Source organism: Streptomyces ipomoeae 91-03, from assembly GCF_000317595.1.
Lineage (GTDB): Bacteria > Actinomycetota > Actinomycetes > Streptomycetales > Streptomycetaceae > Streptomyces > Streptomyces ipomoeae.
Map to the genome: position 1 here is coordinate 1 of NZ_AEJC01000054.1, position 26712 is coordinate 26712.

Consider the following 26712-nt stretch of genomic DNA (forward strand, 5'->3'; position numbering starts at 1 on the left):
CCCCGGAGGTTTTTTGTTTTCCACCTGCACGTGATTCTCACATTTCGATCCCCGTCGGCCCCGTTACCGCCACCCAAACGGAATTACCCGAGGAAGACCGAAAATCGCCGCTGCTCGACTACGTTTGGCAGCGCTTTCCGGACACAGTCCGAGACCCGGGGGAGTGCCCGGCATTCATGCCGGCGACACATCAAGGAGAAATGTGAGTACAACCATCGAGCACGGCCCGATATCGGCCACGGGGAACGCGACGGCAGGTTCCGGCCGGACGGGGACGCGTCCCGCACGGCGCACGCTGCTGAAGGCCGCCGGGGCCACCACGCTCGTCACCGCCACGGGGGCGGCCCTCGCGTATCCGGCGACGGCCGCGGCGGCGGTACGGAACAAGGAGTTCGACGTCATCGTGGTCGGCGCGGGCCTGGCCGGGGTCACCGCCGCCCGCGAGCTCAAGGCCCAGGGCAAGCGCGTCCTGCTGCTGGAGGCCCGGGGCCGTATCGGGGGGCGGACCTGGACCGACACGTTCCGCGGTCAGCAGATCGAGCGCGGAGGGGCCTGGGTGGACCCGCTGCAGCCGTACGTGTGGCGGGAGTTGAGCCGCTACAAGGTGCCGATCGTCGCCGACGCGGGGGTCGAGCGAAGCATCCTGCCCACCCTCGACGGGTTCGCGGAGTACGACCCGGCCGAGGCCTACGCCCGCCAGAAGGAGCTGTTCACCCCGTTCTTCGAGGACGGCAACCGGGAGTACTTCGAGCGCCCGTACGAGCCGCTGTACCGGGAGGACCTGGTGCGCAGGCACGACGGGTTCTCCCTGCGCGACCGGCTCGACCAGCTGAAGTACGCGCCCGACGAGGAGATCCGCCTCACCAGCACGACCTCGCTGTACGGCGGCTCCAGCAAGCGCGGGGCGCTGACCCATCTCACCCAGTGGTGGGCGCTGTCGGGCTGGAACTTCGACGGCTTCCACGGGGTCAACACCTACCGCCCCAAGGACGGCACGGTCTCCCTGCTCAAGGCCATCCTGGCCGAGGCCGCGCCCACCCTGCGCCTCAACTCCCCGGTGGCCTCGGTCACCCAGGACGCGAGCCGGGTACGGGTCGTCACCCGGGCCGGGGAGGAGTTCACGGCGCCCGAGGTCATCATGGCCGTACCGGTGAACGTGTGGAAGACGATCAAGTTCACCCCGGAGCTGCCGGAGGCGCACCGGACGGCCACCACCGCGGGCATCGGCGTGCCGCACGAGAAGAAGCTGTGGCTGAACCTGAAGAAGCCCGCCGACCGCTTCGTCGCGGAGGCTCCGGAGGGGCATCCGATCTGCATCATGGGCCGGTTCGACGAGGGCCAGTCCGTGGTCGCGTTCAGCGTCAAGGACACCTTCGACGTACACGACCGGGGGCAGGTCGAGGCGGCGGTGAAGGACATCCTCCCGGACGCCCAGCTGGTCAACTACACGGCCCACGACTGGCACGCGGACGAGTTCGCGCTGGGCGTCGGCGCCTTCCGCCAGCCGTTCCAGCTGACCCGGCTCCACCGCGACCTGCAGAAGCCGCACGGCCGGATCAAGTTCGCCGGCGGGGACATCGCCGACGGCTGGAGCGGCTACATGGACGGAGCCGTGGAGTCGGGCATCCGCGCGGCCGGCGGCACGCTCCTGACCGCCGCCGAGATCGAGCGGCTGACGAGCGCGGCGGCGCTGCGGGCACCGCAGGTGAACCGCCGGTCGTACCGCTCCATGTCGGTGATCTGACCGGCGGCCTGGCACCCGGTCTCGCCGTGAACTTCCGGCGGTCTCCGGGTGGTCTTCGGTAACTCCGTCGAATTACCGGCAGCGGGCCGAGGCCCGCTGCCGGTTTCAGACTCTCACGCATTCCTTTTACGCCCACGGAATTCGCCGTGCGCCGAAGTACGCGAGGATAGGGTCAGAATCATGAGCATAACTTCGGATACTGTCGCCAAGGATCCGGCGGAGTCGCTGTTCGCCTGGTTCCGTTCCATGCTCGACACCCGGCCGGTGTACCGGGACCCGGAAAAGGGATGGCAGGTGTTCGGTTACGCCGACATCTCCCGGATCCTCGCCGACACGACCACCTTCTCCTCCGACACCGCCCGCGCGTTCAATCCGCCGCAGCCCGATCTCGACTTCTTCGACATGGGCAATCTGGTGACGACGGACCCGCCCCGGCACCGCCAGCTGCGCTCGGTGATCAGTTCGGTGTTCACCGCGCGGGCCGTGACCGGGCTGACCCCCCGGATCGAGAAGATCACCAACGCGCTGCTCGACGAGGTGGCCGGCGCGGACGGGTTCGACCTGATCGACTCGCTCGCCTACGCCCTGCCCATCAATGTGATCCTGGAGCTGCTGGGCCTGCCGGTCGAGGACGAGCCGCTGTTCCGGGTCTGGGGCGAGGCCCTGGGCACCGTCGACGCGGCGACCGTGCCCCCGGAGCAGCTGGCCAACGAGGTCGTCCCGGCGGTACGGGAGATGAACGCGTATCTGCTGGAGCATGTGCGGCGGCTGCGCAGGAACCCCACCGACGACGTGCTCAGCCGGCTCGCGGGCGCCAAGGTCGACGGCAAGTACCTGGAGGACGGCGAGATCGTGGGGGTGACCGGTCTGACGATGTTCGCCGGCCACGCCACCACGATGGCCCTCATCGGCAACGCCGTACTCCTCTTCGACCGGCATCCGGAGGTCGGGGCCGCCGTGCGCGCGGACCGCTCGCTGCTGCCGGGCGCCCTGGAGGAGGTGCTGCGGCTACGGCCGCCGTTCCCCCGGCTGGCCCGGATCACCACGGCCGACACCGAGTTGGGCGGTCACACCATTCCCGCCGGTTCGCTGGTGACGCCGTGGATCGGGGCCGCGAACCGGGACGGCTCCCGGTTCCCCGACCCCGACCGGTTCGACATCCACCGCACCACCAGCCATCTGGTGTTCGGGCAGGGCATCCACTTCTGCCTCGGGGCGCCGCTGGCCCGGCTGGAGGCCCGGGTCGCCCTGAACATCCTGATGGACCGTTACCCGGACATCACGGTGGACGAGACCGGCTCCCTGGAGTTCGAGAACCCCTGGCAGCTGATCTCGCCCACTCGGCTACCGATACGGGTGACCGGCTGACCTCGGCAGACACAGGTCCGGCGCGGCGGTCTGCGGGCCGCCCGCGCCGGGACCGCACAGCTCGTCCCTGAGGGAGGCGGAGCCGGAGACCAGGATGCGGCGCAACTGGCCGCGCCGGGCGGCCGGTTCGTCACCCGCCCCCTCCAGCAGGGCCTCCAGGAGCCCCCCGGCCGACGTGTTGAGACCGCCGGCCGCGGTGGACGTCAGGAACTCCAGCAGCCGGTCGATGGCCGCGTCGGAGATCGGCTCCAGGGTGAGCGTCAGGCTGTGCCGGATGCCGCCGCCCCACTCCGGGCGCCGTTTGAGCAGTTCCGGCCGTGCGGTGGCGATCACCAGCAGGGGCAGGGACCCCAGGGACGGCGTCAGGTCCTCGACGAAGTCGACCAGGATGTCGTCGGCCCAGTGCAGATCCTCGAAGACCACCACGAGCGGGCCGCGCGCCGCGATCTCCCGCAACAACTGCCGCACCGCCCCCAGCACATCGTTCACGGCGACCCGGGTGCTCGCGCAGACCTCGGGGTCGAGGAGCGGGGTCAGGCACGACAGCAGCCACGCACGCTCCTCCTCGGAGTCGACGAGCCGCCCGACGGTGGCGGTGAGCCGGGCCGTCGTCGTCTCGACCGAGTCGCCCCTGAGGCTTCCGCAGCAGGCGGCCACGAGGGCGTGGAGGACCGCGAGCGGATCCTCGCCGACGAAGGGCTGACTGCGCACCACCAGCAGCCGTACGTCCTCCGGGTTGGCCGCGACGCGCCGCTCGAACTCCATGATGAACCGGGTCTTGCCGATGCCGGGCTCCCCCAGCACCGTCACCATGTGCGGCGTCGCCTGGTGCCGGGTCCGCTGCAACAGACCGCGCAGGACGTCCAGGTCGTACTCGCGGTCGATCACCGGTACGGCGTGCAGCGCGACGTACTCCTGGCGGAAGCCGCCCACCTGCCAGCCCGGGGACGAGTCGCCGCGGTGGTACGTGATCGCGAACTCGGTGGCGCGGCGGGTGTCGTCGCACACCCGGATCTCACCGGCGGGGGTGAGCGACAGCAGGGTGTGGCACTCGTCGAGGAGCGCGCCGTTGACCGACGGCGGGACGTCGCTGTGGTCGGGCTGGTAGCGGACGAGCGCCTCGCCGGTGGCGACCGCGGCCTGGACGACGCAGACCCCCCGGGCGGTGGTCGGGGCGGCCGGGCCCGTCGCCACGCCGAGGCGGTCGCGGATGGTCATCGCCGCGTGCACCGCCCGCTCGGCGTCGTCCTCACCGGTGCGGACCACTCCGAACAGGGCGAGCCAGATCGGGCCGATCGACGCCGCGACCGTACCGCCGAGGCACTCGACCTCCTCACGGATGACAGCCGCCGCGTTCTCGACCGCCGCGTCGATCCGCTCCGGGTCGGCGTCGCCGTCCTCCGAGCCGAGCTGGGCCCGCACGATGAGGACACTGACGTCCTTGCGCTCGGCCACCATGGTCCGCAGCAGCGGGGGCGCGGGCGGCCCGGCGGCCGGCTCCTCGGGCGCCCTGCCCGCGTCGGCACGGCGATCCCTGCCCGCATCGGCGCGCCGGTCCCCGTCCTCCTCGGCCCGCCGGCCTCGGTCCTCATCGGTACGGCGGCCCCGTTCCTCGGCGGGCGCGCCGGGGGCGTCCGTCAGCGTGGGCCCGAGGTCGTGCGGGTTGCGCTCCTCGCGGTCCCTGGGGTCGAGCGTGCCGAGGAGGTCGATCCGCTACCGGAGGCCGGCCGGGATCAGCGCCGGGTCGTGGACGAGGATCGCCTGCTGCAATGCCTGCAGGGCGTGCCCGGGTTCGAGTCCGAGTTTGTCCACCATTTCGGTCCGGGCGCAGTGATAAACGTCCAAGGCGTCCGTCTGCCGACCGGATCGATAGAACGCCAGCATGAGTTGGCCGAGCAGCCTTTCCCGTAACGGCTCGGTGGCAACCGTTTTTTCCAGCTCGCCGAGGATGCGGTGATGACGGCCGCACGCCAACTCGGCCTCGAAATAATCCTCCAGGGCATCGAGCCGGGCGTTTCGGACAGAAGTCAACTCCGGCCAGTCAATTCCCGTCTCCACCAGATCCGCCAACACCGGCCCCCGCCACAGGGACAGCGCGTCGCGCAACAACACCGACGCATTCTCCGGTGATCCCGCCGCCAGTTCCGCGCGTCCCCTTTCCACCAGCCCCCGGAAGTTGTGAAGATCGGTCCGGTCGGGCTCGACCCGCAGCATGTACCCCGGGGCCTGGCTCAACAGCTCGACCGAGCAGCCCGCGCCTTCCTCCGGGGAGAGTGCCCTACGCAGTCTCCACACGGAGTTCTGCAGTATTTTCCGGGCCGATTGAGGCGTTTTACCCACCGGCCACAATGCCTCTATCAACTCACTGCTGGCCACCACGCGATTGGCGTTCAACAACAGGAATCCGAGTGTCGCGCGCTGTCTCGTTCCGCCCAGGACGACCAACTGATCGCTGCAAACAACCTCTAACGGGCCCAGCATTCGAAACCGCATCGCTTCCCCCATTACAAGATTTAACACGCTCTTGCAAACGATCGCCTTCAAGTCCCCTTGCACGGGCACACCAAGGTGTCACAGCGCAACCCCCCATGCCCCCGTCTCCGCAAGTCGACGCGCCGAGTCGATCGCGAAATACCACGCCCTCAAGTGACACATGAGCCTCGTCTTCCGGTCAAGTTTTGAATGAACGCGGGCCGTTTTATGGCCGGATCCAGGCGGCTCATAGTCCGTCCACGGACAGGAGCCGGTGGTACGGGGGTGACAGGACGAGGGCGTGGGTGCCCCGGGAGGCGTCGCGCGTCGGTCAACGGGCGCGGGTCGGCAGCAGCTCCCGGAGCAGTTCGATCACGTCCTTCGCATGGTCGTTGAGGAAGAAGTGCCCGCCCTCGAACACCCGCGTACGGAAGTCGCCCGAGGTGTGCTCCGCCCAGGACCGGACCTCCTCGACGCTCGTCTCGGGGTCCCGGTCGCCGGTCAGGGCCACGACGGGACAGGACAGCGGTCGGCCCGGGGTGTCCTCGTACGAGGCGAGGGCCCGGTAGTCGCCGCGCAGCGCGGGCAGGACCAGCTCCAGCAGTTCGGGGTCGTCGAGGACCAGGGAGTCCGTGCCGCCCAACCTGCGGATGCGGGCGACCAGATCGGCGTCGTCCAGCGGCTGGTCCCGGCTGCGCCGGCGGGCGGCGGTCGGCGAGCGACGGCCCGACAGGACGAGCAGGTCGGGCTCGCCGCCGGGCAGCCGGGCGAGGCGCACGGCCACCTCGTACGCCAGCGAGGCCCCCATGCTGTGCCCGAGCAGTGCCCGCGGCCGGTCACCGGGCGGGCCCAGCGCCTCGACGATCAGGTCGGCCAGCAGATGCAGGTCCTCCAGCGGAGCCTCACGCAGCCGGTCGAGCCGCCCCGGGTACTGCACGGCCGACACATCGACGGCGGGGGCGAGCGCCACGGCGAGGGGGCGCCAGTACGTGGCGGAGCCGCCGGCGTGCGGGAAGCAGACCAGCTCGCAGTCCGCGTCGATGCCCGTATGCGCGTGCGCCCCGGACGGGAAGCGCCGAAACCAGACGTTCTGTTCTTGGCTCACCCCGATCAGCCCCACACCCCCGTACCCAACCGTCTCTCCGCCGGGCCCACTTCACAGCACATCCGCACCTCATCAGACATAAAGGGAGACATCAGAAACATAGAGGGACATATCAAACGGTGAATGCATCGCGCAGCCATCCGCATGGTCGCATGCTTACCGAAACGCTGGAGTGTTCATTCCCCAAAGGGTTCTCACCGGAGCCGGTGAGGCGCGAGTGTTCCCGAGCGACACCAACGCCCTCTTGTTGCCCGGGAGTCGAACAGGTAGACCAACAGCACAGTGATCGTCACTCGCACCGGCACGTCCAAGGAACCCCACTCCAGGAGGAAGCGTGCGTCCGCCGAAACCCGGCCCGAGATCCACCCTGCTCAGCGTCACCGTCGTCGCGGTCACCACCGGTGCGCTGCTGCTCGCCCCGCCCCCGGCCGGCGCCGACCCCAAGCCCCCCGTCCGTGAGGGCTCCGCGCTGCCGCAGGGCGCCGCCAGGGCCCCGGAGAGCGCGGCCGAGCGGGCCCTCACCGCACCGGTGACCGACCTGGCCGACGCCGCCTCCGGCAGTCGCAGCGGCAGCGGCGGCACCCGTGGCTACCCCCGTGAGCAGGTCCTCACCCCGGACCCGGTGAACCCTGCCGACAAGTCCATCAAGCTCGGCCTCACCCCGTACCACGCCATCGCCCCGAAGCTGAACGCCCTGCAGGCGCTCGGCGACCGGGTGAGCGTGGAGATCGCGGGCCGGTCGGCCGGCGGCCACCGGCTCTACCTCGTCACCGTGACCGCCCCGGAGACCGCACGCCAGGCCCGTGCCCAGGCCGCGATGCGCGAACTCATCGAGAACGCGCCGAGGTCGGCGGCCAAGGACCCGGCCCTCAAGAAGTCGTACAAAGCGCCCGTCTTCTTCAACAACAACATCCACGGCAACGAGTGGGAGGGCACGGACGCGGCCCTGAAGCTCATCGAACGCCTCGCGACCGCGACCGACGCGAGGACGAAGGACCTCCTCGCCCACAACCGCCTGTACTTCAACATCACCGCCAACCCGGACGGCCGTATCGCGGGGACCCGCGCGAACGCGGGCGGATTCGACCTGAACCGGGACTTCGTCACCGCCTCCCAGCCCGAGACGCGGGCGATGCGGCAGATCTCCATCGACAAACAGCCGGTCGTCATGCTCGACCTGCACGGGTACGTCAACGGCACCCTCATCGAGCCGACCACTCCCCCGCACGGCGAGAACTACGAGTACGACCTCTTCCTGAAGAACACCTACGCCAACGCCCTCGGCATGGAGTCCGCCGTCAACGGCCTCGGCTACACGCCCGCCGAGGACGGCGTCGACCCGGCGCAGATCCCCTTCCGCGACTCGGAGGAGGGCTGGGACGACTGGCCGCCGATCTTCACCCCGCAGTACGCGGCGTTCCACGGCACGGTCGCCGCGCACACCGTCGAGATCCCGCTGGCGGTGAACAACGAGGAGTACGACACCCTGCCGGTCACCGAACTCCGCCGCCGGTCCGCCATCAACGTCGACGTGGCGGGCGCCGCCATGGACGCCACCCTCGACTTCGTGCGGCGCGAGCGGACCTCACTCATCGCCGACCAGATCGAGGTCTTCCGGCGCGGTGCCGCGGGGGCCGCCCAGGTGCCGGTGTCCGAGGAGACCGTGCCCGGGGTGCCCGGCATCGGCCCCGAGGACGTCTACACGACCGAGTTCCCGCGCGCGTACGTCATCCCGGCCGGCAGTTCGCAGCGCTCCGCCACGGCCGCCGCGCGCCTGGTCGACCACCTCCTCGCCAACGACGTACGCGTCACCCGCGCGACCCGCGCCTTCCGGCTCGGCGGCCGGTCGTACACGAAGGGCTCGTACGTCGTCGACATGCGCCAGCCCAAGCGCGGCCTGGCCAACGTCCTGCTCGCCGACGGGCGGGACATCAGCGACAAGGTGTCGGTGATGTACGACATCTCCGGCTGGAGCCTGGGCCGCCTGTGGGGCGCGACGGTGGAGGAGGTGAGGACCGGCCGGTTGACGGGTGTCGCCCTGCGCCCGGTCGAGTCGGCCGCGCGCGTGGGATACGTGGCCCCGCGCGGCGACCTGCGGCTCCGTCTCGACACCCCGCAGGAGATCGCCGCTCTCAACTCCCTCCTCGAGGACGGGGTTCCGGTACGCCAGGCCGCCGACGGCAGCGCCCTCGTCCCCGCCTCGGCCCGCAGGAAGGCCCAGGCGCTCGCCAGGTCGTACGACGTGGCCTTCGACGCGACGAGGGCGAGGCCGACGGGCGGCACCCCGTTGCACCGCGTCCGCGTGGCCGCCGCCGTCACGGCGGGCGAACTGTTCGCGTTGCGCGAGATGAACTTCGACGTGGTCCCGGTGTCGACGGCCGTCCTCAACGCGGGCTTCGACTGGTCGCGGGCGGACGTGCTCTTCGTGTCGTCCGGCCTGTCGTACGGCGGTCTGAACGCGTCCGCCCGCGCGTCGCTGACCGCGTTCCTGTCCACCCACGGTCTCGTCGGACGAGGAGCGACCGGCGCCGCGCTCAACGCCGCCACCGGCCTGTTGAAGGCGACGGCGGTCGAGGGCAACGGGGACGCCAACGGTGTCGTACGCGTGACCAACGCGGGCGGCCCCGTCACCGCCGGGGCACCCGACCACGGCTTCGTCTACGCCCCCGTGTGGTTCACCGACCTGGGCCCCGGAGTCACCGTCGACCAGTCGTACGCCACCGGTGATCCCCTGGTCTCCGGGCACTGGCGCCCCCTGGACAACGGCACCGGCGGCCCGCGGGCGGCGGCCGGACAGCCGTCCGTGATCAGCGGCCCGAACACGGTCCTCTTCGGCACGGAACCCCTCTTCCGTGACCACCCGAAGGGGGAATTCCCGCAGGTGGGCCGGGCGTTGCTGACGGTGTCCCGAACCAGGTGAGTCGATGAGAAGCGGGGAGCGCGAATGACCGATCAGACCCGGGCGGTCGCCGTCCATGGCACGGTCGCCGAGGGCTTCGAGGCGGTGCGGGAGCGGTTCACGGCGTTCGTGGCCGCCGAACGGACCGACTACGAGGGCCAGTTGACCGCGTACGTGCACGGCCGACAGGTCGTCGATCTGTGGGCGGGTCCGGATGGGCAGATGGACGGGGACTCCCTTTACGGCGTGTTCTCGTCCACCAAGGGTGCCGCCCACCTCGTCGTCGCGCTCCTCGTCCAGGACGGTGTGCTGGAGCTGGACCGTGAAGTCGCCCACTACTGGCCGGAGTTCGCGGCCGAGGGCAAGGGCTCGGTGACCCTGCGGGAGCTGCTGGCGCACCGGGCGGGGCTGGTCGGCCTGGACGCCGGGTTCACGGACGAGGAGCTCGCGGACGACCGCCTGATCGCCGAGCGCCTCGCCACCCAGCGCCCGTTCTGGCGCCCGGGCATCGCCTTCGGCTACCACGCCCTCGTCATCGGGGCACTGACGGGAGAGGTCGTACGGCGGGCGACGGGCCACACGCTCCAGGAGGTGTACGAGGAGCGGATCCGCGCCCCGTACGGGCTGGACTTCTTCCTGGGGCTGCCGACCGAGCACGAGCCGCGCTTCCGCACCGTACAGCCGATGACGCCGACGCCCGCCCAGCAGGCCGAGCTGGACGCGGTGCCGCAGGGCCCGCACACCCTCTCCTCGATCGCGTTCAACACCCATGTACCGGGGGCGGGAGAGCTGACGGACTTCCCCAACTCCCCCGCCGTACGGGCGAGCGGTCAGGCGTCGGCGGGCGGCATCGCCTCGGCACGCGGACTGGCCGGGATGTACGCGGCGGCCATCGGCACGCTGGACGACCGCCCGCCGCTGCTGAAGCCCGACACGATCGCCGAGGTCGGCCGGATCCACTCCGTCGGCCACGACCTGGTGGCCCGCGCCCCCAAGGCGTACGGCCTCGGCTTCCAGGCGACCGCCGAGAACTGGTACCCCTTCCTCGGCGCCGGCGCCTTCGGCCACAGCGGCGCCGGCGGCTCCCAGGCCTTCGCCGACCCCCGCAGCGGCCTCGCCTACGGCTACACCCGCCGCCGCATGTCCTTCCCGGGCGGGGCGGCCCCGGAGAACGTGGGCCTGGTACGGGCGGTGCACTCGGCGGCCGTGGCGAACTGAGCCCCAGCCGCGAAGCCGTACGCACGACAGAGTCCGCACCCTACGTCCAGAGGTGCGGACTCCGTCGTATGCAACGACGCGCACGGGTGGGCGTCACGGGGGCCGCCCCGCGGAATCTCGGATGACACCCATGGGGTTGCTCCTGGACGGTGGCGCGCGACAGGTCTGACGCCATGCCGAATCGCTTCCCCCGGGCCCATGAGGCGGGCCGGGCGGGCGTCCTCACGAGCGGAGTGGGGCTGGAGGCCGGCATGGGACGACCCCTGCCACACGTCTGGACTTCTCCGCGGTTCACCTGGACGGCTGAACGCGTTGGCCTCCGGCGCCAGGTAATTCGGTCGCGGGCGGTGATCCGCTTCCGCAGACTGTGGGTCGTGGATCGCTTGGCGGAGATCGCGAATCGGCTGACCGATGTCAGCGGCGTCGTGGGTGTGTGTCTGGGTGGTAGCCGGGCGAGAGGAACGCACAGTCCCGATTCCGACTACGACCTGGGCCTGTACTACCGGCAGCCGCTGGACACCGCGGCCCTGCGCCGGCTCGCGGCCGAGCTGACCGGTGGGCCGGTGGAGGTGACCGAGCCGGGCGGCTGGGGACCGTGGGTGGACGGCGGCGGCTGGCTGACCGTCGACGGCCACCACGTCGACTGGATCTACCGCGACCTGGACCGGGTGCACCGCGTCTGGCAGCAGTGCCGCGCCGGACAGTTCGAGATCGGCACCCAGCCCGGCCACCCCCTCGGGGTGTACTCGCACGCCTACGTCGGTGAGGTGGCCCTCGGGCGCGTCCTCGCCGACCCCGGCGGTGAGCTCCAAGCCCTGCGGGAGCAGACCCGCCGCTACCCCGAACCGCTCCGCGAAGCCCTCGTCGACAACGCGCGCTGGGAGGCACCGTTCATCCTGGCCGCCGCCCGCAAGGGGGCGGCTCGCGGCGACACCTTCTATGTCGCCGGCTGCCTCTTCCGCGCGGTCGGCCTCCTCGTGCACGCCCTCCATGCCCATGCCCGGAGTTGGCTGCTCAACGAAAAGGGAGCGGTCCGATCCGCGGGAGAACTCACCACCGCCCCCGCGGACTTCGCCGACCGCGCCCACAAACTGCTCTCCGCCCTCGGCACCACCCCGGACACACTCACTGCCGCACTCGACGCCGCCGACAGACTGACCACCGAGGTATGCGACGAGCTGGCGCGGTGACCAGGACTACGACAGTGCCGGCCCGCGCTCCCCGGGCAGGCTCAGGGGCGGCGGAACACCTCGGTGGGCCGGAACGGCCGCTCCGGGGCGGGCGGCAGGGCGCCGAATCGCGGGAGGGGCACACGCTCCGCCGCGTCGTACCGGCCGGTCTCCCGCACGGCCGTGGCATGGTCGTCGGCCACGCCGCCCGCGTCCACTGGTGGCCGTCCCGCTCCAGCGTCCCGCGCGGGGCGTCCGAGCCGACGTGCCCGCCTCGCTCGGGGCCGTCGCCGAGGGGGACAGCTGTACGGTCTCCCGGCGTCGGCCGGCGCGCCTCTCGGCGCGCGGCCCACTCCTCCAGCGGATCGTCGTCCAACAGGCTTCCCTCCCTCCTCGTCTTGCCAGTCCGCCCGGACCCATGCCTCCCCCGAAACCCCGGCCGGTCAGAGCGTGACGGACCAGCCACCACGAGCCGGGGCGGTCGCACCGTCCGGTGCGATGGTCACCCGCGCCCCGCACAGGGGCAGTTCACCGTGCGAAAACAGCCCGGTGGGCATCACGCGCAGAAGGGAAGCCCCCAACAGGGCTCCCTGAAGGGCCTGTTGGGGGCGTCGTGCGCGGGTCCCGAGATGGGTGCGGGTCAGAGCTTGACGATCATCTTGCCCGTGTTGTCGCCGCGGAGGACCCCCAGGAAGGCCTCCAGGTTGTTCTCGATGCCCTCGACGACCGTCTCGCGGTACTTGAGGGCGCCGGAGCGGATCCAGGGGCCGACCTCCTGGACGAACTGGGGCTGGAGGTCGTAGTGGTCGCCCACGAGCATGCCCTGGATACGGCCGCGGGTCTGGATGAGGCGGGCGAGGTTCTTGGGGCCGGGGGCGGGCTCGGTGTTGTTGTAGACCGAGATCATGCCGCAGATGGTGATACGGCCGCCCTCGTTGAGCAGGCCGATGGCCGCCTCCAGGTGGTCGCCGCCCACGTTGTCGAAGTAGACGTCGATTCCGTCGGGAGCGGCCTCCTTCAGCTGCTCGCTCACCGGGCCGTTCTTGTAGTTGAAGGCCGCGTCGAAGCCGTACTCCTCGACCAGCAGCTTGACCTTCTCGTCCGAGCCGGCGGAGCCGATGACCCGGGAGGCGCCCTTGAGCTTGGCGATCTGGCCGACCTGGCTGCCGACGGCACCGGCGGCGCCCGACACGAAGACGGAGTCGCCCTCCTTGAAGGAGGCGGTGCGCAGCAGACCGGCGTAGGCGGTGAGGCCGGTCATGCCGAGGACGCCGAGGTAGGTGGAGAGGGGCGCGGCGTCCGGGTCGACCTTCACGGCCTGCTTGGCGGCGATCGTGGCGTACTCGCGCCAGCCGCCGAAGTGCAGCACATGGTCACCCGGCGCGATGCCCTCGGTCCCCGATGCCACGACCTCGCCGACCGCGCCGCCCTGCATGGCCTTGCCCAGCTCGAAGGGGGCGACGTACGACTTCGCCGCGCTCATCCGGCCGCGCATGTACGGGTCCACGGAGAGGTACTTGTTCCGTACCAGGACCTCGCCCGGGCCCGGCTGCCGGATCTCCTCCTCGACCAGGGCGAAGTCCTCGTTCTTCGGCCAGCCGACGGGACGGCTGAGCAGGTGCCAGGCGCGGCTGGTGGTGGGGAGGGCGGGGGTCTCTGACATGGGGGCGGCCTTCCTGCGGGTCGTTCTGGTTGTTCGGGTCGTTCCGACTGCTCGGGTTGCTCGGGTTGCTCGGGTTGTTCTTGATACCGGCTTGTTCTTACATACCGCGTGGTTACTTCAGCACCTGAAACAACCATGCTCCTGAATATTTCATGTTGTCAAGTAACGCGGTAGCCTGGGTCCCATGGCCCCACAGAAGACGACCCCCCGCCTAGACCCGCTGACCCTTGAGGTCATCGAACTCATCGGCACGGTCGTGGCCCGCTACCACGAGGAGTACGAGGACGCCGCCGCCGGGCACGCCCTCACCGGCGCCCAGGCCCGCCTCCTCGGACTTCTCTCCCTCGAACCGCTTCCCATGCGGCGCATCGCCCAGAAACTGCGGTGCGAGCCGTCGAACGTCACCGGGATCGTCGACCGGCTGGAGGGGCGAGGGCTGGTCGAGCGTCGGCCCGATCCCAAGGACCGGCGCGTGAAGCTGGCCGCCGCCACGCAGGAAGGGCGGCGAGTGGCCCGCAGCCTGCGGGAGTCGCTGGACTTCGCGCGCGAGCCGCTGGCGGGGCTGTCCGCCGGGGAGCGGGAGTCATTGCGGGATCTGCTGCGGCGGATGCTCGGGGAGCAGTGAGGCCGGGCTCAGATCCAGGTGGGCAGCCACATCCTGGCGCGCCAGTCGGCGTACGGGATCGTCTGGCCGGTGTAGATCGGGAAGAAGTAGATGAAGTTCCAGGCGATGAGGAGGACGAGCACGCCCACCGCCACCACGCCCCCTGTGCGGCGTTTCTCCGTCGCCCCCGACGGGCCCAGCAGCGCGCCCAGCGTCATCGTCACGGCCAGGCACAGATACGGCACGAAGACGACCGCGTAGAAGGAGAAGATCGTACGGTCCTGGTACAGGAACCAGGGCAGATACCCGGCGCCGACCGCGCACAGGACGGCGCCGGCGCGCCAGTCGCGGCGCAGGGCCCAGCGGAAGAGCAGATACACGAGTGCGCCGCATCCCGACCACCACAGCAGCGGCGTGCCCAGGGCGACGATCGCCTGTGAGCAGCCGTTGATCGCGTGGCAGCCGGCCTCCCCGGGTTCCGGCGAGTCGTAGTGGAACAGCACGGGGCGGCCGAGGACCGGCCAACTCCACGGGTTGGACTCGTACTTGTGCCATGTGTCCAGCCCCACGTTGAACCGGTACACCCCGTACTCGTAGTGCCACAGGCTGCGGAGCGGGGCCGGGATCCACGACCAGGTGCCGCCGCGGCCGTCCGCCCAGTGACGGGCGTAGCCGTTGTCGGACAGGAACCAGCCCGTCCACGTCATCAGATAGGTCAGTACGGCGACCGGGGCCACGGACAGCAGCGACCGGCCGAGGTCCTTGCGCAGCACCGCCCGGTACGGGTGACGTGCCCCGGCGACGCGGCGGGCGCCGACGTCCCACAGCAGGGTGAGCAGCATGAAGAAGGCCAGGAAGTACAGGCCGTTCCACTTGGTCGAGGCCGCCAGGCCCAGGAAGAGGGCGGCTGCCGGCCGCCATGGGCGTGCTCCCGTCCCGGCGCTTTCGCCGGTGTGCTCGTCCGGGCGTGCGCGGCCCTCCTCGTCGAGCGGTAGGGCCGCCGCGAGCCGGGCCCGTGCCCGGTCCCGGTCGATGAGGAGGCAGCCGAAGGCCGCCAGGACGAAGAACATGACGACGAGGTCCAGCAGAGCGGTGCGGCTCATCACCAGGTGCAGACCGTCCACCGCCATCAGCGTGCCGGCCAGGCAGCCCAGCAGTGTCGAGCGGAACAGGCGGCGCCCTATTCGGCACAGCATCAGCACCGACAGGGTGCCCAGCACCGCCGTCATGAAGCGCCAGCCGAACGGGGTGAGGCCGAACATCCACTCGCCGAGGGCGATCACCCACTTGCCCGTCGGCGGGTGGGCGACGAAGGACCCGGTGTCGGTGAGCGGGATCACCTGAGGGTCGGCCAGGATCTGCGGGTCGGCGACCTTGCGGTCCGGCCAGGTGCCCTCGTAGCCGAGCCGCAGCAGCGACCAGGCGTCCTTGGCGTAGTACGTCTCGTCGAAGACGATGGCCCGCGGCCGGTCGAGGTGCCAGAAGCGGATCGCTCCGGCCAGGGCGGCGACGAGCACCGGGCCCAGCCAGGCCATCGCCCTCGCGAGGCGGTACGCCGGTGCCGGGCCGAGACCCAGGAACTCCCAGAGGTGGGTCGACGGCTCCGGGAAGGGCGGGACCAGGCGGTCGCGGACGTCGGTCGCGGGGCGGCCGACGTATCCGAACAGGCGTAGCCGTTCCCGCCAGTCGCCGGGCGCCGCCGTCACCGGACGGGGGTGGGCGACGGCATGGGCACGGGGCTCGTTGCTACTCGTCACTCGATGACCTTAAGCAGCCCCCCGCGGGTGACATGGGACGGTCCCCCGCATCGGCACCAGGGTCCGGGAATTCGGAGTCCCGGAATTTCGCCCCTGCCTTGTCCGGCCCTCCCATGTCCGTCCCTTACGTGCACCACCACAGGAACTTCTCGCATGTCTCCGACGGCGACGGCTCGGGGGGCGTCGGGTCGTCGGCGGTCGGCTCGTCGGCGGGGTCGTCAGTGGGGTCGGGGCCGGAGGACGCGGCGGGGGCCGAGGGGGAGGTGTCGGGGCGGGTGCCGGCGGTGGCGGACTGCTCGTCGCGGTCCTTCTTCTTCTCGTCCTCGTCCTTGTCGTCCTTCTCCGTCTCGGAGGCGGACGGCGAGGGGGAGTCGGAGGGCGAGGCCGACGGGGAGTCCTTCTCGGCGGAGCCTTCGGTCGTGCCGTCCTCCGCGTCGGCGGCGCCGTCGGGAGAGGCCGCGCCCTCCGTCGGCTCCTCGTCCGACGCCTGGTTCGTCGTACCGGAGTGCGGTGCCTCCATGCCCAGTTCGGCCAGGCTCAGGGCGCCCACGGCCAGCAGCAGGCCGGAGCCGATCAGCAGGATGCGCTTGCGGCGGCGCCGGTGGGCCGCCGCCTTGCGGTCGCGGCGGCTGGAACGAGCGCCGGCGCTCCCGCCGCGCTCCCGGGCGGCCCGGCGGCGCGAGGAGCGGCGGCCGGGCTCGTCCTCGGACGCGGCGGAGGTGTCCTCGGCGTCCTCGGGGCGCGCGTCGCCCTCGTCCGCGTACGCGCGTAGCTCTTCGACGGAGGTGCCGCACCCCGGGCAGGCGAGGGCGCCGTTGAGGTGCCGTCGGCACGGGTGGCAGTAGTCGTCCATGACGCGGGAAGACTAAGTTCGGCACCGGGAGCGTTCCTAGAGACTCCTGTGAAGGTTGTGTGTGGAAGTGGCCTTTCTCGTTTGGCCAGTTGAGGTCAAGCCCGATTATTCGCCGCGATTCCCCGGCGGTTACCGAGCCTGTACTCGGGTTGACGTAGCCGCTGCCATGGACGTGTTCCAGAAGTCGGCGTAGCGGCCACCGCTGCGCAGCAGGTCGTCGTGGCTGGCCTCCTCCACGACCCGGCCGCCGTCCAGGAAGACGACGCGATCGGCGCGTCGCACGGTCTTCATCCGGTGCGCGACCATCACCACCGTCCGGCCCGCCATCAGGCGTTCGACGCCCTCGTGGACGGCCGCCTCGTTCACGGGGTCCGGTGCCGAGGTCACCTCGTCCAGCCGCGCCGCGGTCGCTGCCGCCCGCACCTCGGCCTCGGTGGCATCGGGGCGTCCCAGACGTACGTTCTCCTCGATCGTGCCGTCGAAGAGGTAGACGTTCTGGAAGACGATGGCGATCCGCGCCATCAACACCTCCGGATCGATCGCGCGCACGTCCACACCTCCCATCCGACGACGGCGAGTCGCTGTCCCTCGGGGACGGACAACGAGGCGTTGTCGATCACCGTGCGGTGCTCGATCTCGAGTCCCGCGGTGTCCGGTGCCGGCCTCGTGGCGGCCGGCTCGGCGTAGATCTTGCGGTAGGCGACCGGGTCGGTCAGATCGGTACGGGGAGCAGGGGGATGAACGCTTCGAGTTCGGGATCCATGTCGGCCGTCCTCACCGTCGCCGGCCCCGGGGGTCGTCCGCCGCCCGTCGGGCAACTCGCCATGATGGCACGCCGATTGACGCCCACGCTTCTGCCGTGGTGGCACTGCTCCGCCATGGGGCACTGCCCGAACGGCTGTCGCGAACGAACGGTCCGCCGCACGGAGTACGTGCGACGGACCGGGTACGGATCACAGCGGGACCTGGTACGGATGACAGCGGGACCGCGTACGGATCACAGCCGGACCGCGTACCGACCGCTCAGGTTTTCTTACGCGCCGTCATGGCCCGCTGGATCAGGATGAACGCGCACAGCAGCACACCGGTGGCGATCTTCGTCCACCAGGAGCTGAGGGTGCCCTCGAACTGGATGATGCTCTTGATCAGGCCGAGGACGAGGACGCCGAAGAGGGTGCCGATGACATAGCCGGAGCCGCCCGTCAGCAGGGTGCCGCCGATGACGACGGCGGCGATGGCGTCGAGTTCCATGCCGGTGGCGTGCAGCGGGTCGCCGGACTGGATGTAGAGGGTGAAGAGCAGACCCGCCAGCGCCGAACAGAAGCCGCTCACCGTGTAGACGGCGATCTTGGTGCCGCCCTGCGGGAGGCCCATCAGCATGGCCGACTGCTCGTTGCCGCCGATGGCGTACACGCGGCGGCCGAAGCGGGTGTAGTGCAGGACGTAGAACGCCACGGCGAGCACGACGAGCGCGACGACGGCGCCGATCGACAGCTCGCCCACGCCGACCGACGGCCGGGCCTGGGCCATGCTGCTCACCGAGGAGTCGGTGATCGCGATCGACTCCTTGCTGATGACCAGGCACAGGCCCCGGAAGAGGAAGAGGCCGGCGAGGGTCACGATGAAGGGCTGGATCTCGAAGTTGTGGATCACATAGCCCATCAGGAAGCCGCCGAAGGCGCCCACGGCCAGCGCCATGGGGATGACGACCACGATGGGCAGGCCCTGACGCTCCACCAGCCAGGCCGTGAACATGGTCGTGAAGCCGATCACCGAGCCGACGGACAGGTCGATGCCGCCGGACATGATGACGAAGGTGGCGCCGACCGCGGCGACCAGCAGATAGCCGTTGTCGATGAACAGGTTGAGGAAGACCTGCGGTTCGGCGAAGCCGTAGTTCTGGTAGCGGCTCAGGCCTCCGATGTACATCGCGAGGAAGAGCGTGGCGGTCACCAGGACGGGCAGACGCCGGTCGCCGAGCAGCGCCGCGAACTTGGACGTCGTACGGCTGTCCGGTGCCGTGGGGGTCTGGGTGGTCGCGCTCATCACGACACCTCCATCTTGGGGGCTGCCTCGGGCGTCGTGGCGGTCTTCGCCGGGGTGGCGGCGGCCGGTGTGCCGCTGCCCTTCGCACCGGACTTGGGGCCGAACCTGGTGCCGAAGACCTTCGCGCGGAACTTCGGGGACTGCAGCAGGCAGACGATGATGACGACGACGGCCTTGAAGACCAGGTTGGTCTGGGTCGGCACGCCGATGGTGTAGATCGTGGTGGTCAGGGTCTGGATGACCAGGGCGCCGATGACCGTGCCGCCGATGGAGAACCGGCCGCCGAGCAGCGAGGTGCCGCCGATGACCACGGCGAGGATCGCGTCGAGCTCGATCCACAGACCGGCGTTGTTGCCGTCCGCCGCCGAGGTGTTGGAGCTGATCATCAGGCCCGCGATGCCCGCGCACAGGGCGCAGAACACGTACACCATGATCTTGATACGGCGGGACCGGATGCCCACCAGCCGGCTGGCCTCGGCGTTGCCGCCGACCGACTCGACGAGCAGGCCGAGGGCGGTGCGGCGGGTCAGGGCCACGGTGACGGCGACGACGACGGCCACCACGAAGATGGAGAAGGGCAGCGTCAGCCAGTAGCCGCCGCCGATCAGCTTGTACGGCTCGCTGTTGATGGTGATGATCTGGCCGTCGGTGATCAGCTGGGCGACACCGCGTCCGGCGACCATGATGATCAGGGTCGCGATGATCGGCTGGATGCCCATGCGGGCGACCAGGAAGCCGTTCCACAGGCCGCACACGACCGCCGCGACCAGACCGATGCCCATGGCGAGGAACACCCCGGCCAGGGCGTTCTGGTCGGCCTGGTCGCTGATGTACGAGCAGGTCAGCGCGCCGGTGATGGCGACGACCGCGCCGACGGAGAGGTCGATGCCGCCGGTGGCGATGACCAGGGTCATGCCGACCGCCACCAGGATCAGGGGCGAGCCGAAGAGCACGATCGAGACGAGGCTGCCGTAGAGGTGGCCGTCCGTCATCTTGATCGAGAAGAAGTCGGGGGTGAACGGGACGTTGACGAGCAGCAGGACGATCAGGACCGCGACGGGCCAGAACAGGTGGTGGTGCGTCAGTGCTCGCCAGCGGGAGGTGGTGGTCACTGGTGTTCTCCGCTCGCGATGGTCTCGAGGATCTTGCTGGTGGTGACCTCCGGGCCGTTGGTGAGCCGCGCCACGAGCTTGCGGTCGCGCAGCACCCCGATGGTGTGGCTGAGCCGGAGCACCTCCTCCAGTTCGGCCGCGATGTAGAGGACGGACATGCCGTCCTCGGAGAGGGACACCACGAGCTTCTGGATCTCCGCCTTGGCGCCGATGTCGATGCCCCGGGTGGGCTCGTCGAGGATCAGCAGTTTCGGCTGGGTGATCAGCCAGCGGGCGAGCAGCACCTTCTGCTGGTTGCCGCCGCTGAGCTGGCCGACGCGGGCCTCCGGGTTGGCGGGGCGGATGTCGAGGGCCTTGATGTACTTGGCGACCAGTTCGTCGCGCTGGGCGGCCGGGATGGGGCGGGTCCAGCCGCGGGCGGCCTGGAGGGCGAGGATGATGTTCTCCCGTACCGTCAGATCCGGTACGAGGCCCTCGGTCTTGCGGTTCTCCGAGCAGAACGCCACGCCGGCGCCGATGGCGTCGTTGGGGGCGTTCATCGGGACCTGCTTGCCGGCGACGGTGACCTTGCCGCTGTCGGGCTGGTCGGCGCCGAAGAGCAGCCGGGCGAGTTCGGTGCGGCCGGAGCCGAGCAGTCCGGCGAGTCCGACGACCTCGCCCTTCTTGATCTCCAGGTCGAAGGGGGCGATGCCGCCCGTCCTGCCGAGGCCGTCGGCGTGGAGCAGGGTCTCGCCGACGTCGGCGCGCAGCTGGTGCTCGTGCAGTTCCTCCAGCTTGTCCAGCTCCTTGCCGATCATGAGCTGGATCAGTCCGACCTGGTCGAGTTCGCTCACCATGTGTTCGCCGACGAGGGTGCCGTTGCGCAGGACGGTCATCCGGTCGCAGATCTCGTAGATCTGGTCGAGGAAGTGGGAGACGAACAGGATCGCGACGCCCTCGTCCTTCAACCGCCGCATCAGCCGGAACAGTTCGAGGACCTCGTCGCGGTCGAGGCTGGACGTCGGCTCGTCCAGGACGAGGACCTTGGTGCCCGCGCCCTCACCGTCGCCGGTGCTCACCGACCGTACGATCGCGACCAGTTGCTGCACGGCCAGCGGGTACGAGGACAGGGGTGCGGTGACGTCGATGTCGAGGCCGAGGCGGTCGACCAGTTCGGCGGCCTCCTTGCGCAGCCGCTTCCACTGGATGCGGCCGAAGCGGGTGGGCTCACGGCCGATGAAGATGTTCTCCGCCACCGACAGGTTGGGGCAGAGGTTGACCTCCTGGTAGACCGTGTTGATCCCGGCCTGCTGCGCCTGCAGCGGGCTGGCGAACCGCACGGACTTCCCGTCGAGGGTGATCGTGCCGCCGTCCAGGGAGTAGACCCCGGTCAGCACCTTGATCAGGGTGGACTTCCCGGCGCCGTTCTCGCCCATGAGGGCGTGGATCTCGCCGGGGAAGAGTCGGAAGTCGACGCCCGACAGAGCCCGTACCCCCGGAAACTCTTTGACTATGCCCGTCATCTCCAGGACGGGCCGCGGCTCTGCCATGGCAGTGCTCCTCTGGGAATTCATGGAATTCGTATCGGCCCGCAGGGAGCCCCGGCGCCGACGGAGCGGTCGGACGGGGGCTCCCTGCCGTCAGGGTGCGGTCGGTCAGTACTTGCGGGTCGGGAGGGCGTCCTTGGCCTGGTCCTGCATGAAGTCGCTCTCCTTGGTCTTGATCCACCGCTCGACCGTGCCGCCGTCGTGGACCGTCTTGATGACCTCCATCAGCTGGGGGCCGAGCAGCGGGTTGCACTCGACGATGGCGTTGATCTTGCCCTCGGACATGGCCACGAAGCCGTCCTTCACACCGTCGACCGAGACGATGAGGATGTCCTTGCCGGGCTTCTTGCCGGCCGCCTCGATGGACTGGATGGCGCCGATGGCCATGTCGTCGTTGTGGGCGTAGAGCACGTTGATGTCCGGGTTGGACTGCAGGAAGGCCGCCATGACCTGCTTGCCGCCGGCGCGGGTGAAGTCACCGGTCTGGGTGACGACGATCTCCCAGTCGTCCTTGTGCTCGGCGTCCATGACCTCCTTGAAGCCCTTGGCGCGCTCGATCGCGGGGGCGGCGCCGGTGGTGCCCTCCAGCTGGGCGATCTTGACCTTGCCCTTGTGGCCGGCCTTCTCCAGGACCTTCTCCAGGATCTTGGCGGCGCGGCGGCCCTCGTCGGTGAAGTCGGAGCCGACCAGGGTGACGTACAGGGACTCGTCGGAGGTCTCGACGGAGCGGTCGGTGAGGATCACCGGGATCTTGGCGGCCTTGGCCTCCTTGAGCACCGCGTCCCAGCCGGTGACGACCACCGGCGAGAAGGCGATGACGTCCACCTTCTGCGCGATGTAGCTGCGGATCGCGGAGATCTGGTTCTCCTGCTTCTGCTGGGCGTCGGAGAACTTGAGGGTGTAACCCGCCTCCTTGGCGGCCGACTTGATCGAGTCGCTGTTGGCGGTGCGCCAGCCGCTCTCCGAGCCGACCTGGGAGAAGCCGAGGGTGATCGCCTTGCTGCCGCCGGAGGAGGAGCTACCGGTGGAGCCGCCCTCGTCCTCCTTGGCGCAGGCCGTCAGGCCGGCCGCCGCCGCCACGCCGACCGCCGCGGTGAGGAAGTTCCGTCTGTTGAGCATGTGTCTTCTCCTTTGAAGAGCCGGCCCTGGGTGGGACCCGCTGGTACTCATGGGGACCGGCCGCACTACGTCCAACCTGTCGATCATCGTTCGGGATTTCGGTCGTACGGGTGGGGGGCCAACAAACGTTTGGCAGACTCTCCTGCTCCCCCAACAAACGTTTGGCAGCCACCTCAGCCAGGAGCGGTCCCCGGCAGAGGGTGGTACGGAAAAGTGCTGGCACGCACGACGAGTTGGGGCTCGATGGCGATCCGGGACGACCCGGAGGGGGGCCGGTCCTCGATCAGGTCCAGCAGCAGGGCGATGCCCCGTTTGCCGACCGTCGCGAAGTCCTGCCGGACGGTGGTGAGCGGTGGAGCGAAGAACTCCGACTCCGGGATGTCGTCGAAGCCGACCACCGCGACGTCCTGCGGGGTCCGCACGCCCGCCTCGCGCAGGGCCCGCAACACCCCCAGTGCCATCTGGTCGTTGGCGACGAAAACGGCGGTCAGCCCACGGCCCACCCAGCCGGCCAGTTCCTGGCCCGCACGGTAGCCCGACAGCGGACTCCAGTCACCCCTCAGCGGCGCCGGCGGCTCCACACCCGCCTCTTCGAGGGCGGCCCGCCAACCGGCCTCCCGGTCCGCGGCCTCCTGCCAGTCCTCGGGCCCGGCGAGATGCCAGACCGTACGGTGCCCCGCGGCCAGCAGATGGCCGGTGGCCAGCCGTGCGCCGAGGTGCTGGTCCACATTGGCGCTGGGGATCTCCGCGCCGGAGCCGGTGCCCACGGCCACCACCGGGAAGGGCCGGCGGAGTTCGTCGAGGGCGGCGACCGCCGACCGCTGCGGGGCGATGGCGATCACCCCCTCCACACCGCCCTCGCTGAGGTGGTCCAGGGCCTCGGACAGCGTCTCCACCGTCAGCCTGCGCAGACTGACCGTCGAGACGAGATACCCCTCGGCCCGCGCCGCCTCCTCCAGCGCGAACAGGGTGCTGGCCGGGCCGTAGAGCGTGGTGTTGGAGGCGACCACGCCCAGGGTCCGGGTGCGCCGGGTGACGAGGGCCCGTGCGGAGGAGTTGCGACGGTAGCCCATCTCCTCGATCGCCCGCTGCACCCTGGCCCGGGTCTCCTCCCGCACATTGGGGTGGTCCCCCAGGACACGGGACACGGTCTGGTGCGACACGCCGGCCAGGCGTGCCACGTCGGCCATGGTGGGCGGCCGGAGCTGTGAGTGGGTCACGGCCGCACCTCCCTGGCGGTCGCCTGCCGATAAGACCTGTGCCGTGGGCCGATGGTTCGGCGTCGGCGGCTTCACCCGGGGGTCCCGTCAGGGACAACGACCCCGGGTGGCAAGGGGAGTTGGAGCAATGGTGACACGACGCTCGTACCTCCTTGGACGCCGTCGGAGCCGACTGGTGAATGCGGACGTCATTGTGAGCGCTAACAATTCACGGCGGTCAAGAGGGCTGCGCCAGAGAAGTCGTCACGGTTGAATAACGCGACGAGCGGAGGGAGTTGCGGGACGGAGGCCGTTCTTGCTGGTCAGGGGCGTCGCGAGCACCGCCACGGACGGCATGGACATGCCTCCAAAGAGGTCCGCGGCTCGTCCGGCGCACCCCCGCCACGCCCTCGATCCGGGCCGCTCCCGAGGGCACACCAAACCGTTATGTGTTCGCCCCATTGACACTCACACCACGTCGTCCCTACTGTCGCGACAGCATTTCGAACGAGTGCCGATATTTCGAACAGATCGATCGAAGAGGACAGGGAGTACCGTGCGCATCACGGGAATCAGCACACACGTGGTCGGAACGCCGTGGCGGAACCTGACCTACGTCCAGGTGCACACCGACGAGGGACTCACCGGCGTCGGCGAGACCCGCATGCTGGGCCACACCGACGCGCTGCTCGGCTATCTGCACGAGGCGGAGGCCAATCACATTCTCGGCTCCGACCCGTTCGCTGTCGAGGATCTCGTCAAGCGGATGAAGTACGGCGACTACGGGCGCGCCGGCGAGATCGTGATGTCCGGTATCGCCGTGATCGAGATGGCCTGCTGGGACATCAAGGGCAAGGCCCTCGGCGTCCCCGTGTGGCAGCTGCTCGGCGGCAAGGTCACCGACAAGGTCAAGGCGTACGCCAACGGCTGGTACACCACCGAGCGCACCCCGGAGGCGTACCACAAGGCGGCCCAGGGGGTCATGGAGCGCGGTTACAAGGCGCTCAAGATCGACCCGTTCGGGACCGGCCACTTCGAGCTGGACCACGAGCAGACCGTGTACGCCGTCTCCCTGATCGAGGCCGTGCGCGACGCCATCGGGCCGGACTCCGAGCTGATGCTGGAGATGCACGGCCGCTTCTCCCCCGCCACCGCCGTGCGGCTGGCCAAGGAGCTGGCGCCCTTCAAGCCCGCGTGGCTGGAGGAGCCCTGCCCGCCGGAGAACCTGAAGGCGCTGGAGAAGGTCGCCGCCAAGGTGGACATGCCGGTCGCCACGGGTGAGCGCATTCACGATCGCATCGAGTTCCGTGAGCTGTTCGAGAGCCAGGCCGTCGACATCATCCAGCCCGACGTCGGCCACATCGGCGGCATCTGGGAGACCCGCAAGCTCGCCGCCACCGCCGAGACGCACTACATGCTGGTCGCCCCGCACAACGTGGGCGGGCCGGTGCTGACCGCCGCCTCGCTGCAGGTCGGCTTCACCGCCCCGAACTTCAAGATCCTCGAGCACTTCAACGACTTCGCGGACGCGGAGATCAAGAAGGTGATCTCGGGGGCCCCGGAGGTCGTGGACGGTTACTTCCACCTCTCCGACAAGCCCGGCCTCGGGGTCGAGCTGGACGTCGACGCCGCCGCCGAGTTCCCGCAGCAGCAGGCACGCTTCGACCTGTGGGCCGAGGGCTGGGAGCAGCGCAAGCCCAAGGGCACCAAGTGAGCGCCCGCCGGCCCGGCAGCGGGGGGAGCCAGTGAGCAGCGCCGTCGTCATCGAGGGCCCGGGCGAGCACCGGCTCGTCCCGCACGAGCCCCGGCAGCCCGCCGCGGGCGAGGCCCTGGTCCGTGTGCACGCCTCCGGGATCTGCGGCAGCGACCGCGAGGTCTACCAGGGCAACCGGCCCGAGGGGTACGTCCGCTATCCCCTCACCCCGGGCCACGAGTGGTCCGGCACGGTGGAGGCGGTCGGCGACGGCGTCCCGTCGAGCCTGGTGGGCCGCAAGGTCGTGGGCGAGGGCTTCCGCAACTGCCAGGTGTGTGACCGCTGCCACGCGGGCGAGACCACGCTGTGCACGGCGGGCTACGAGGAGACCGGTTTCACCCAGCCGGGCGCCATGGCCACCACGCTCACGCTGCCCGCCCGGCTGCTGCACGTCCTGCCGGACGACGCGGACCTCACGGCGGCGGCGCTGCTGGAGCCGGCGGCCTGCATCGCGGCTGCCGCACTCAAGGCGAACGCCCTGCCGGGCGAGAAGGTCGCCGTCGTGGGCACCGGGACGCTCGGCATGTTCGCCGTCCAGTTCCTGAAGGCGGCCTCACCGGCCGAGCTGCTCGTCGTGGGCACCCGTCCGGACCGGGCCGAGCTGTCCAAGCGGTTCGGGGCCACGGACTTCCGCACCAAGGACCAGGAGCTCCCGGACGACTTCGACGTCGTCATCGAGACCGCCGGGTCCGCGGACGCGGCGTGCAACGCCGCCGCCCTCCTGCGGCGCGGCGGCCGGCTGGTCCTGACGGGCATCCCGGCGCCGGGCGCGGACGGGCTCGACCCGACCGATCTGGTCGTACGGCAGCTGGAGGTGCACACCGTGTTCGGGGCGCCGCCGGACGCCTGGGCGCACACGGTGCGGGTCTTCGGAGCGGGGCTCCTCGACCCGCTGCCCCTCGTCACGCACGAGCTGCCGCTGGAGGAGTTCCCGCAGGCCATCGAGCTGGTGGGCTCCGGCGATCCGAAGGTCGGCAAGGTCCTGCTGCGGCCATGACACACCCCTTGAGCCGTACGCCGGTACGAAGTACCTGACGACTTCGTACCGGCGTACACCCAAAGCCCCGTGCACCCAGAGCCGCGAACCTCGTCCGAAATACCGAAT

General features: G+C 70.2%; 22 protein-coding genes and 1 pseudogene. 9 read left to right on the forward strand and 14 right to left on the reverse strand.

Annotated elements, in window-relative coordinates:
• From STRIP9103_RS51130 to STRIP9103_RS02680, 3 genes are all read left to right on the forward strand, one after another.
• Positions 1-206 (forward strand): hypothetical protein (locus tag STRIP9103_RS51130; RefSeq protein WP_234022091.1); only part of this gene is annotated, 206 nt, incomplete at its 5' end.
• Positions 203-1744 carry a flavin monoamine oxidase family protein gene (locus STRIP9103_RS02675; RefSeq protein ID WP_009297163.1) on the forward strand — a complete coding sequence of 514 codons (1542 nt, stop codon included), beginning with the start codon at positions 203-205 and terminating at the stop codon, positions 1742-1744. The genes STRIP9103_RS51130 and STRIP9103_RS02675, both read left to right, overlap by 4 nt.
• A 180-nt stretch (positions 1745-1924) precedes the next feature.
• Entirely contained in the window at positions 1925-3112 is a 1188-nt protein-coding gene (locus STRIP9103_RS02680; RefSeq protein ID WP_009297157.1) for a cytochrome P450, read from the forward strand.
• Here the strand turns inward: STRIP9103_RS02680 and STRIP9103_RS51135 are convergent.
• The 3 genes from STRIP9103_RS51135 to STRIP9103_RS02690 all read right to left on the reverse strand — a co-directional run bounded on the left by STRIP9103_RS51135 (position 3089) and on the right by STRIP9103_RS02690 (position 6698).
• A complete protein-coding gene (locus STRIP9103_RS51135; RefSeq protein WP_009297173.1) occupies positions 3089-4570 on the reverse strand; it encodes an AAA family ATPase in 1482 nt (493 codons plus the stop codon). The genes STRIP9103_RS02680 and STRIP9103_RS51135 overlap by 24 nt on opposite strands.
• A gap of 255 nt (positions 4571-4825) precedes the next feature.
• A complete protein-coding gene (locus tag STRIP9103_RS51140; RefSeq protein ID WP_234022092.1) occupies positions 4826-5656 on the reverse strand; it encodes an AfsR/SARP family transcriptional regulator in 831 nt (276 codons plus the stop codon).
• Between the two features lie 259 nt (positions 5657-5915).
• Positions 5916-6698, reverse strand: coding sequence for a thioesterase II family protein (locus STRIP9103_RS02690; RefSeq protein WP_374011081.1), 783 nt, complete (start codon positions 6696-6698; stop codon positions 5916-5918).
• A 325-nt stretch (positions 6699-7023) separates the two neighbouring features.
• Between STRIP9103_RS02690 and STRIP9103_RS02695 the strand changes: the two genes are divergently transcribed.
• The 3 genes from STRIP9103_RS02695 to STRIP9103_RS02705 all read left to right on the forward strand — a co-directional run bounded on the left by STRIP9103_RS02695 (position 7024) and on the right by STRIP9103_RS02705 (position 11996).
• A complete protein-coding gene (locus tag STRIP9103_RS02695) occupies positions 7024-9609 on the forward strand; it encodes a M14 family zinc carboxypeptidase (protein ID WP_009297172.1) in 2586 nt (861 codons plus the stop codon).
• 24 nt (positions 9610-9633) lie between these two features.
• Positions 9634-10806 carry a serine hydrolase domain-containing protein gene (locus STRIP9103_RS02700; protein WP_009297148.1) on the forward strand — a complete coding sequence of 391 codons (1173 nt, stop codon included), beginning with the start codon at positions 9634-9636 and terminating at the stop codon, positions 10804-10806.
• 374 nt (positions 10807-11180) lie between these two features.
• Entirely contained in the window at positions 11181-11996 is an 816-nt protein-coding gene (locus STRIP9103_RS02705; RefSeq protein ID WP_048819571.1) for a nucleotidyltransferase domain-containing protein, read from the forward strand.
• Between the two features lie 41 nt (positions 11997-12037).
• Here STRIP9103_RS02705 and STRIP9103_RS49715 read toward each other — a convergent pair whose 3' ends face one another.
• From STRIP9103_RS49715 to STRIP9103_RS02710, 3 genes and pseudogenes are all read right to left on the reverse strand, one after another.
• Positions 12038-12178, reverse strand: coding sequence for a hypothetical protein (locus STRIP9103_RS49715; RefSeq protein WP_158696842.1), 141 nt, complete (start codon positions 12176-12178; stop codon positions 12038-12040).
• A 59-nt stretch (positions 12179-12237) separates the two neighbouring features.
• Positions 12238-12462: pseudogene (locus STRIP9103_RS51145) on the reverse strand (DUF6087 family protein); the annotation flags it as partial.
• 153 nt (positions 12463-12615) lie between these two features.
• Positions 12616-13638: an NADP-dependent oxidoreductase gene (locus STRIP9103_RS02710; protein ID WP_009297139.1), complete on the reverse strand. Its 1023-nt coding sequence runs from the start codon at positions 13636-13638 to the stop codon at positions 12616-12618.
• Positions 13639-13822: 184 nt separating this feature from the next.
• Here STRIP9103_RS02710 and STRIP9103_RS02715 point away from each other — a divergent pair, with 184 nt between their 5' ends.
• Complete coding sequence (locus STRIP9103_RS02715) at positions 13823-14263, forward strand: MarR family winged helix-turn-helix transcriptional regulator (protein WP_009297155.1); 441 nt, start codon at positions 13823-13825, stop codon at positions 14261-14263.
• A gap of 8 nt (positions 14264-14271) precedes the next feature.
• Here the strand turns inward: STRIP9103_RS02715 and STRIP9103_RS02720 are convergent, their stop codons facing one another.
• From STRIP9103_RS02720 to STRIP9103_RS02755, 8 genes are all read right to left on the reverse strand, one after another.
• Entirely contained in the window at positions 14272-15999 is a 1728-nt protein-coding gene (locus tag STRIP9103_RS02720; RefSeq protein ID WP_009297147.1) for a dolichyl-phosphate-mannose--protein mannosyltransferase, read from the reverse strand.
• A gap of 124 nt (positions 16000-16123) precedes the next feature.
• Positions 16124-16852: an SCO2400 family protein gene (locus tag STRIP9103_RS49720; protein WP_009297137.1), complete on the reverse strand. Its 729-nt coding sequence runs from the start codon at positions 16850-16852 to the stop codon at positions 16124-16126.
• Positions 16853-16981: 129 nt separating this feature from the next.
• Positions 16982-17401 (reverse strand): ABC transporter ATP-binding protein, encoded by a 420-nt coding sequence (locus STRIP9103_RS02730; protein ID WP_374005173.1) that lies wholly within the window; start codon positions 17399-17401, stop codon positions 16982-16984.
• Positions 17402-17875: 474 nt separating this feature from the next.
• The gene (yjfF, locus tag STRIP9103_RS02735; protein WP_048819568.1) at positions 17876-18898 is read right to left on the reverse strand and encodes a galactofuranose ABC transporter, permease protein YjfF; all 1023 of its coding nucleotides are present in this window, start codon (positions 18896-18898) and stop codon (positions 17876-17878) included.
• Complete coding sequence (locus STRIP9103_RS02740) at positions 18898-20010, reverse strand: ABC transporter permease (protein ID WP_009297175.1); 1113 nt, start codon at positions 20008-20010, stop codon at positions 18898-18900. Before STRIP9103_RS02740 ends, yjfF begins: the two co-directional genes overlap by 1 nt.
• Positions 20007-21539 (reverse strand): sugar ABC transporter ATP-binding protein, encoded by a 1533-nt coding sequence (locus STRIP9103_RS02745; protein ID WP_009297178.1) that lies wholly within the window; start codon positions 21537-21539, stop codon positions 20007-20009. Before STRIP9103_RS02745 ends, STRIP9103_RS02740 begins: the two co-directional genes overlap by 4 nt.
• 105 nt (positions 21540-21644) lie before the next feature.
• Positions 21645-22655 (reverse strand): ABC transporter substrate-binding protein, encoded by a 1011-nt coding sequence (locus tag STRIP9103_RS02750; RefSeq protein WP_009297161.1) that lies wholly within the window; start codon positions 22653-22655, stop codon positions 21645-21647.
• Positions 22656-22828: 173 nt separating this feature from the next.
• On the reverse strand, positions 22829-23875 hold the full coding sequence (locus STRIP9103_RS02755; protein ID WP_009297169.1) for a LacI family DNA-binding transcriptional regulator: 1047 nt from the start codon (positions 23873-23875) through the stop codon (positions 22829-22831).
• 535 nt (positions 23876-24410) lie between these two features.
• Between STRIP9103_RS02755 and STRIP9103_RS02760 the strand changes: the two genes are divergently transcribed.
• Both STRIP9103_RS02760 and STRIP9103_RS02765 read left to right on the forward strand, forming a co-directional pair.
• Positions 24411-25568 (forward strand): mandelate racemase/muconate lactonizing enzyme family protein, encoded by a 1158-nt coding sequence (locus tag STRIP9103_RS02760; protein WP_009297144.1) that lies wholly within the window; start codon positions 24411-24413, stop codon positions 25566-25568.
• Positions 25569-25599: 31 nt separating this feature from the next.
• Positions 25600-26604, forward strand: a complete 1005-nt coding sequence (locus STRIP9103_RS02765; RefSeq protein WP_009297167.1) for a zinc-dependent alcohol dehydrogenase — start codon at positions 25600-25602, stop codon at positions 26602-26604.
• Positions 26605-26712 lie beyond the last annotated feature (108 nt).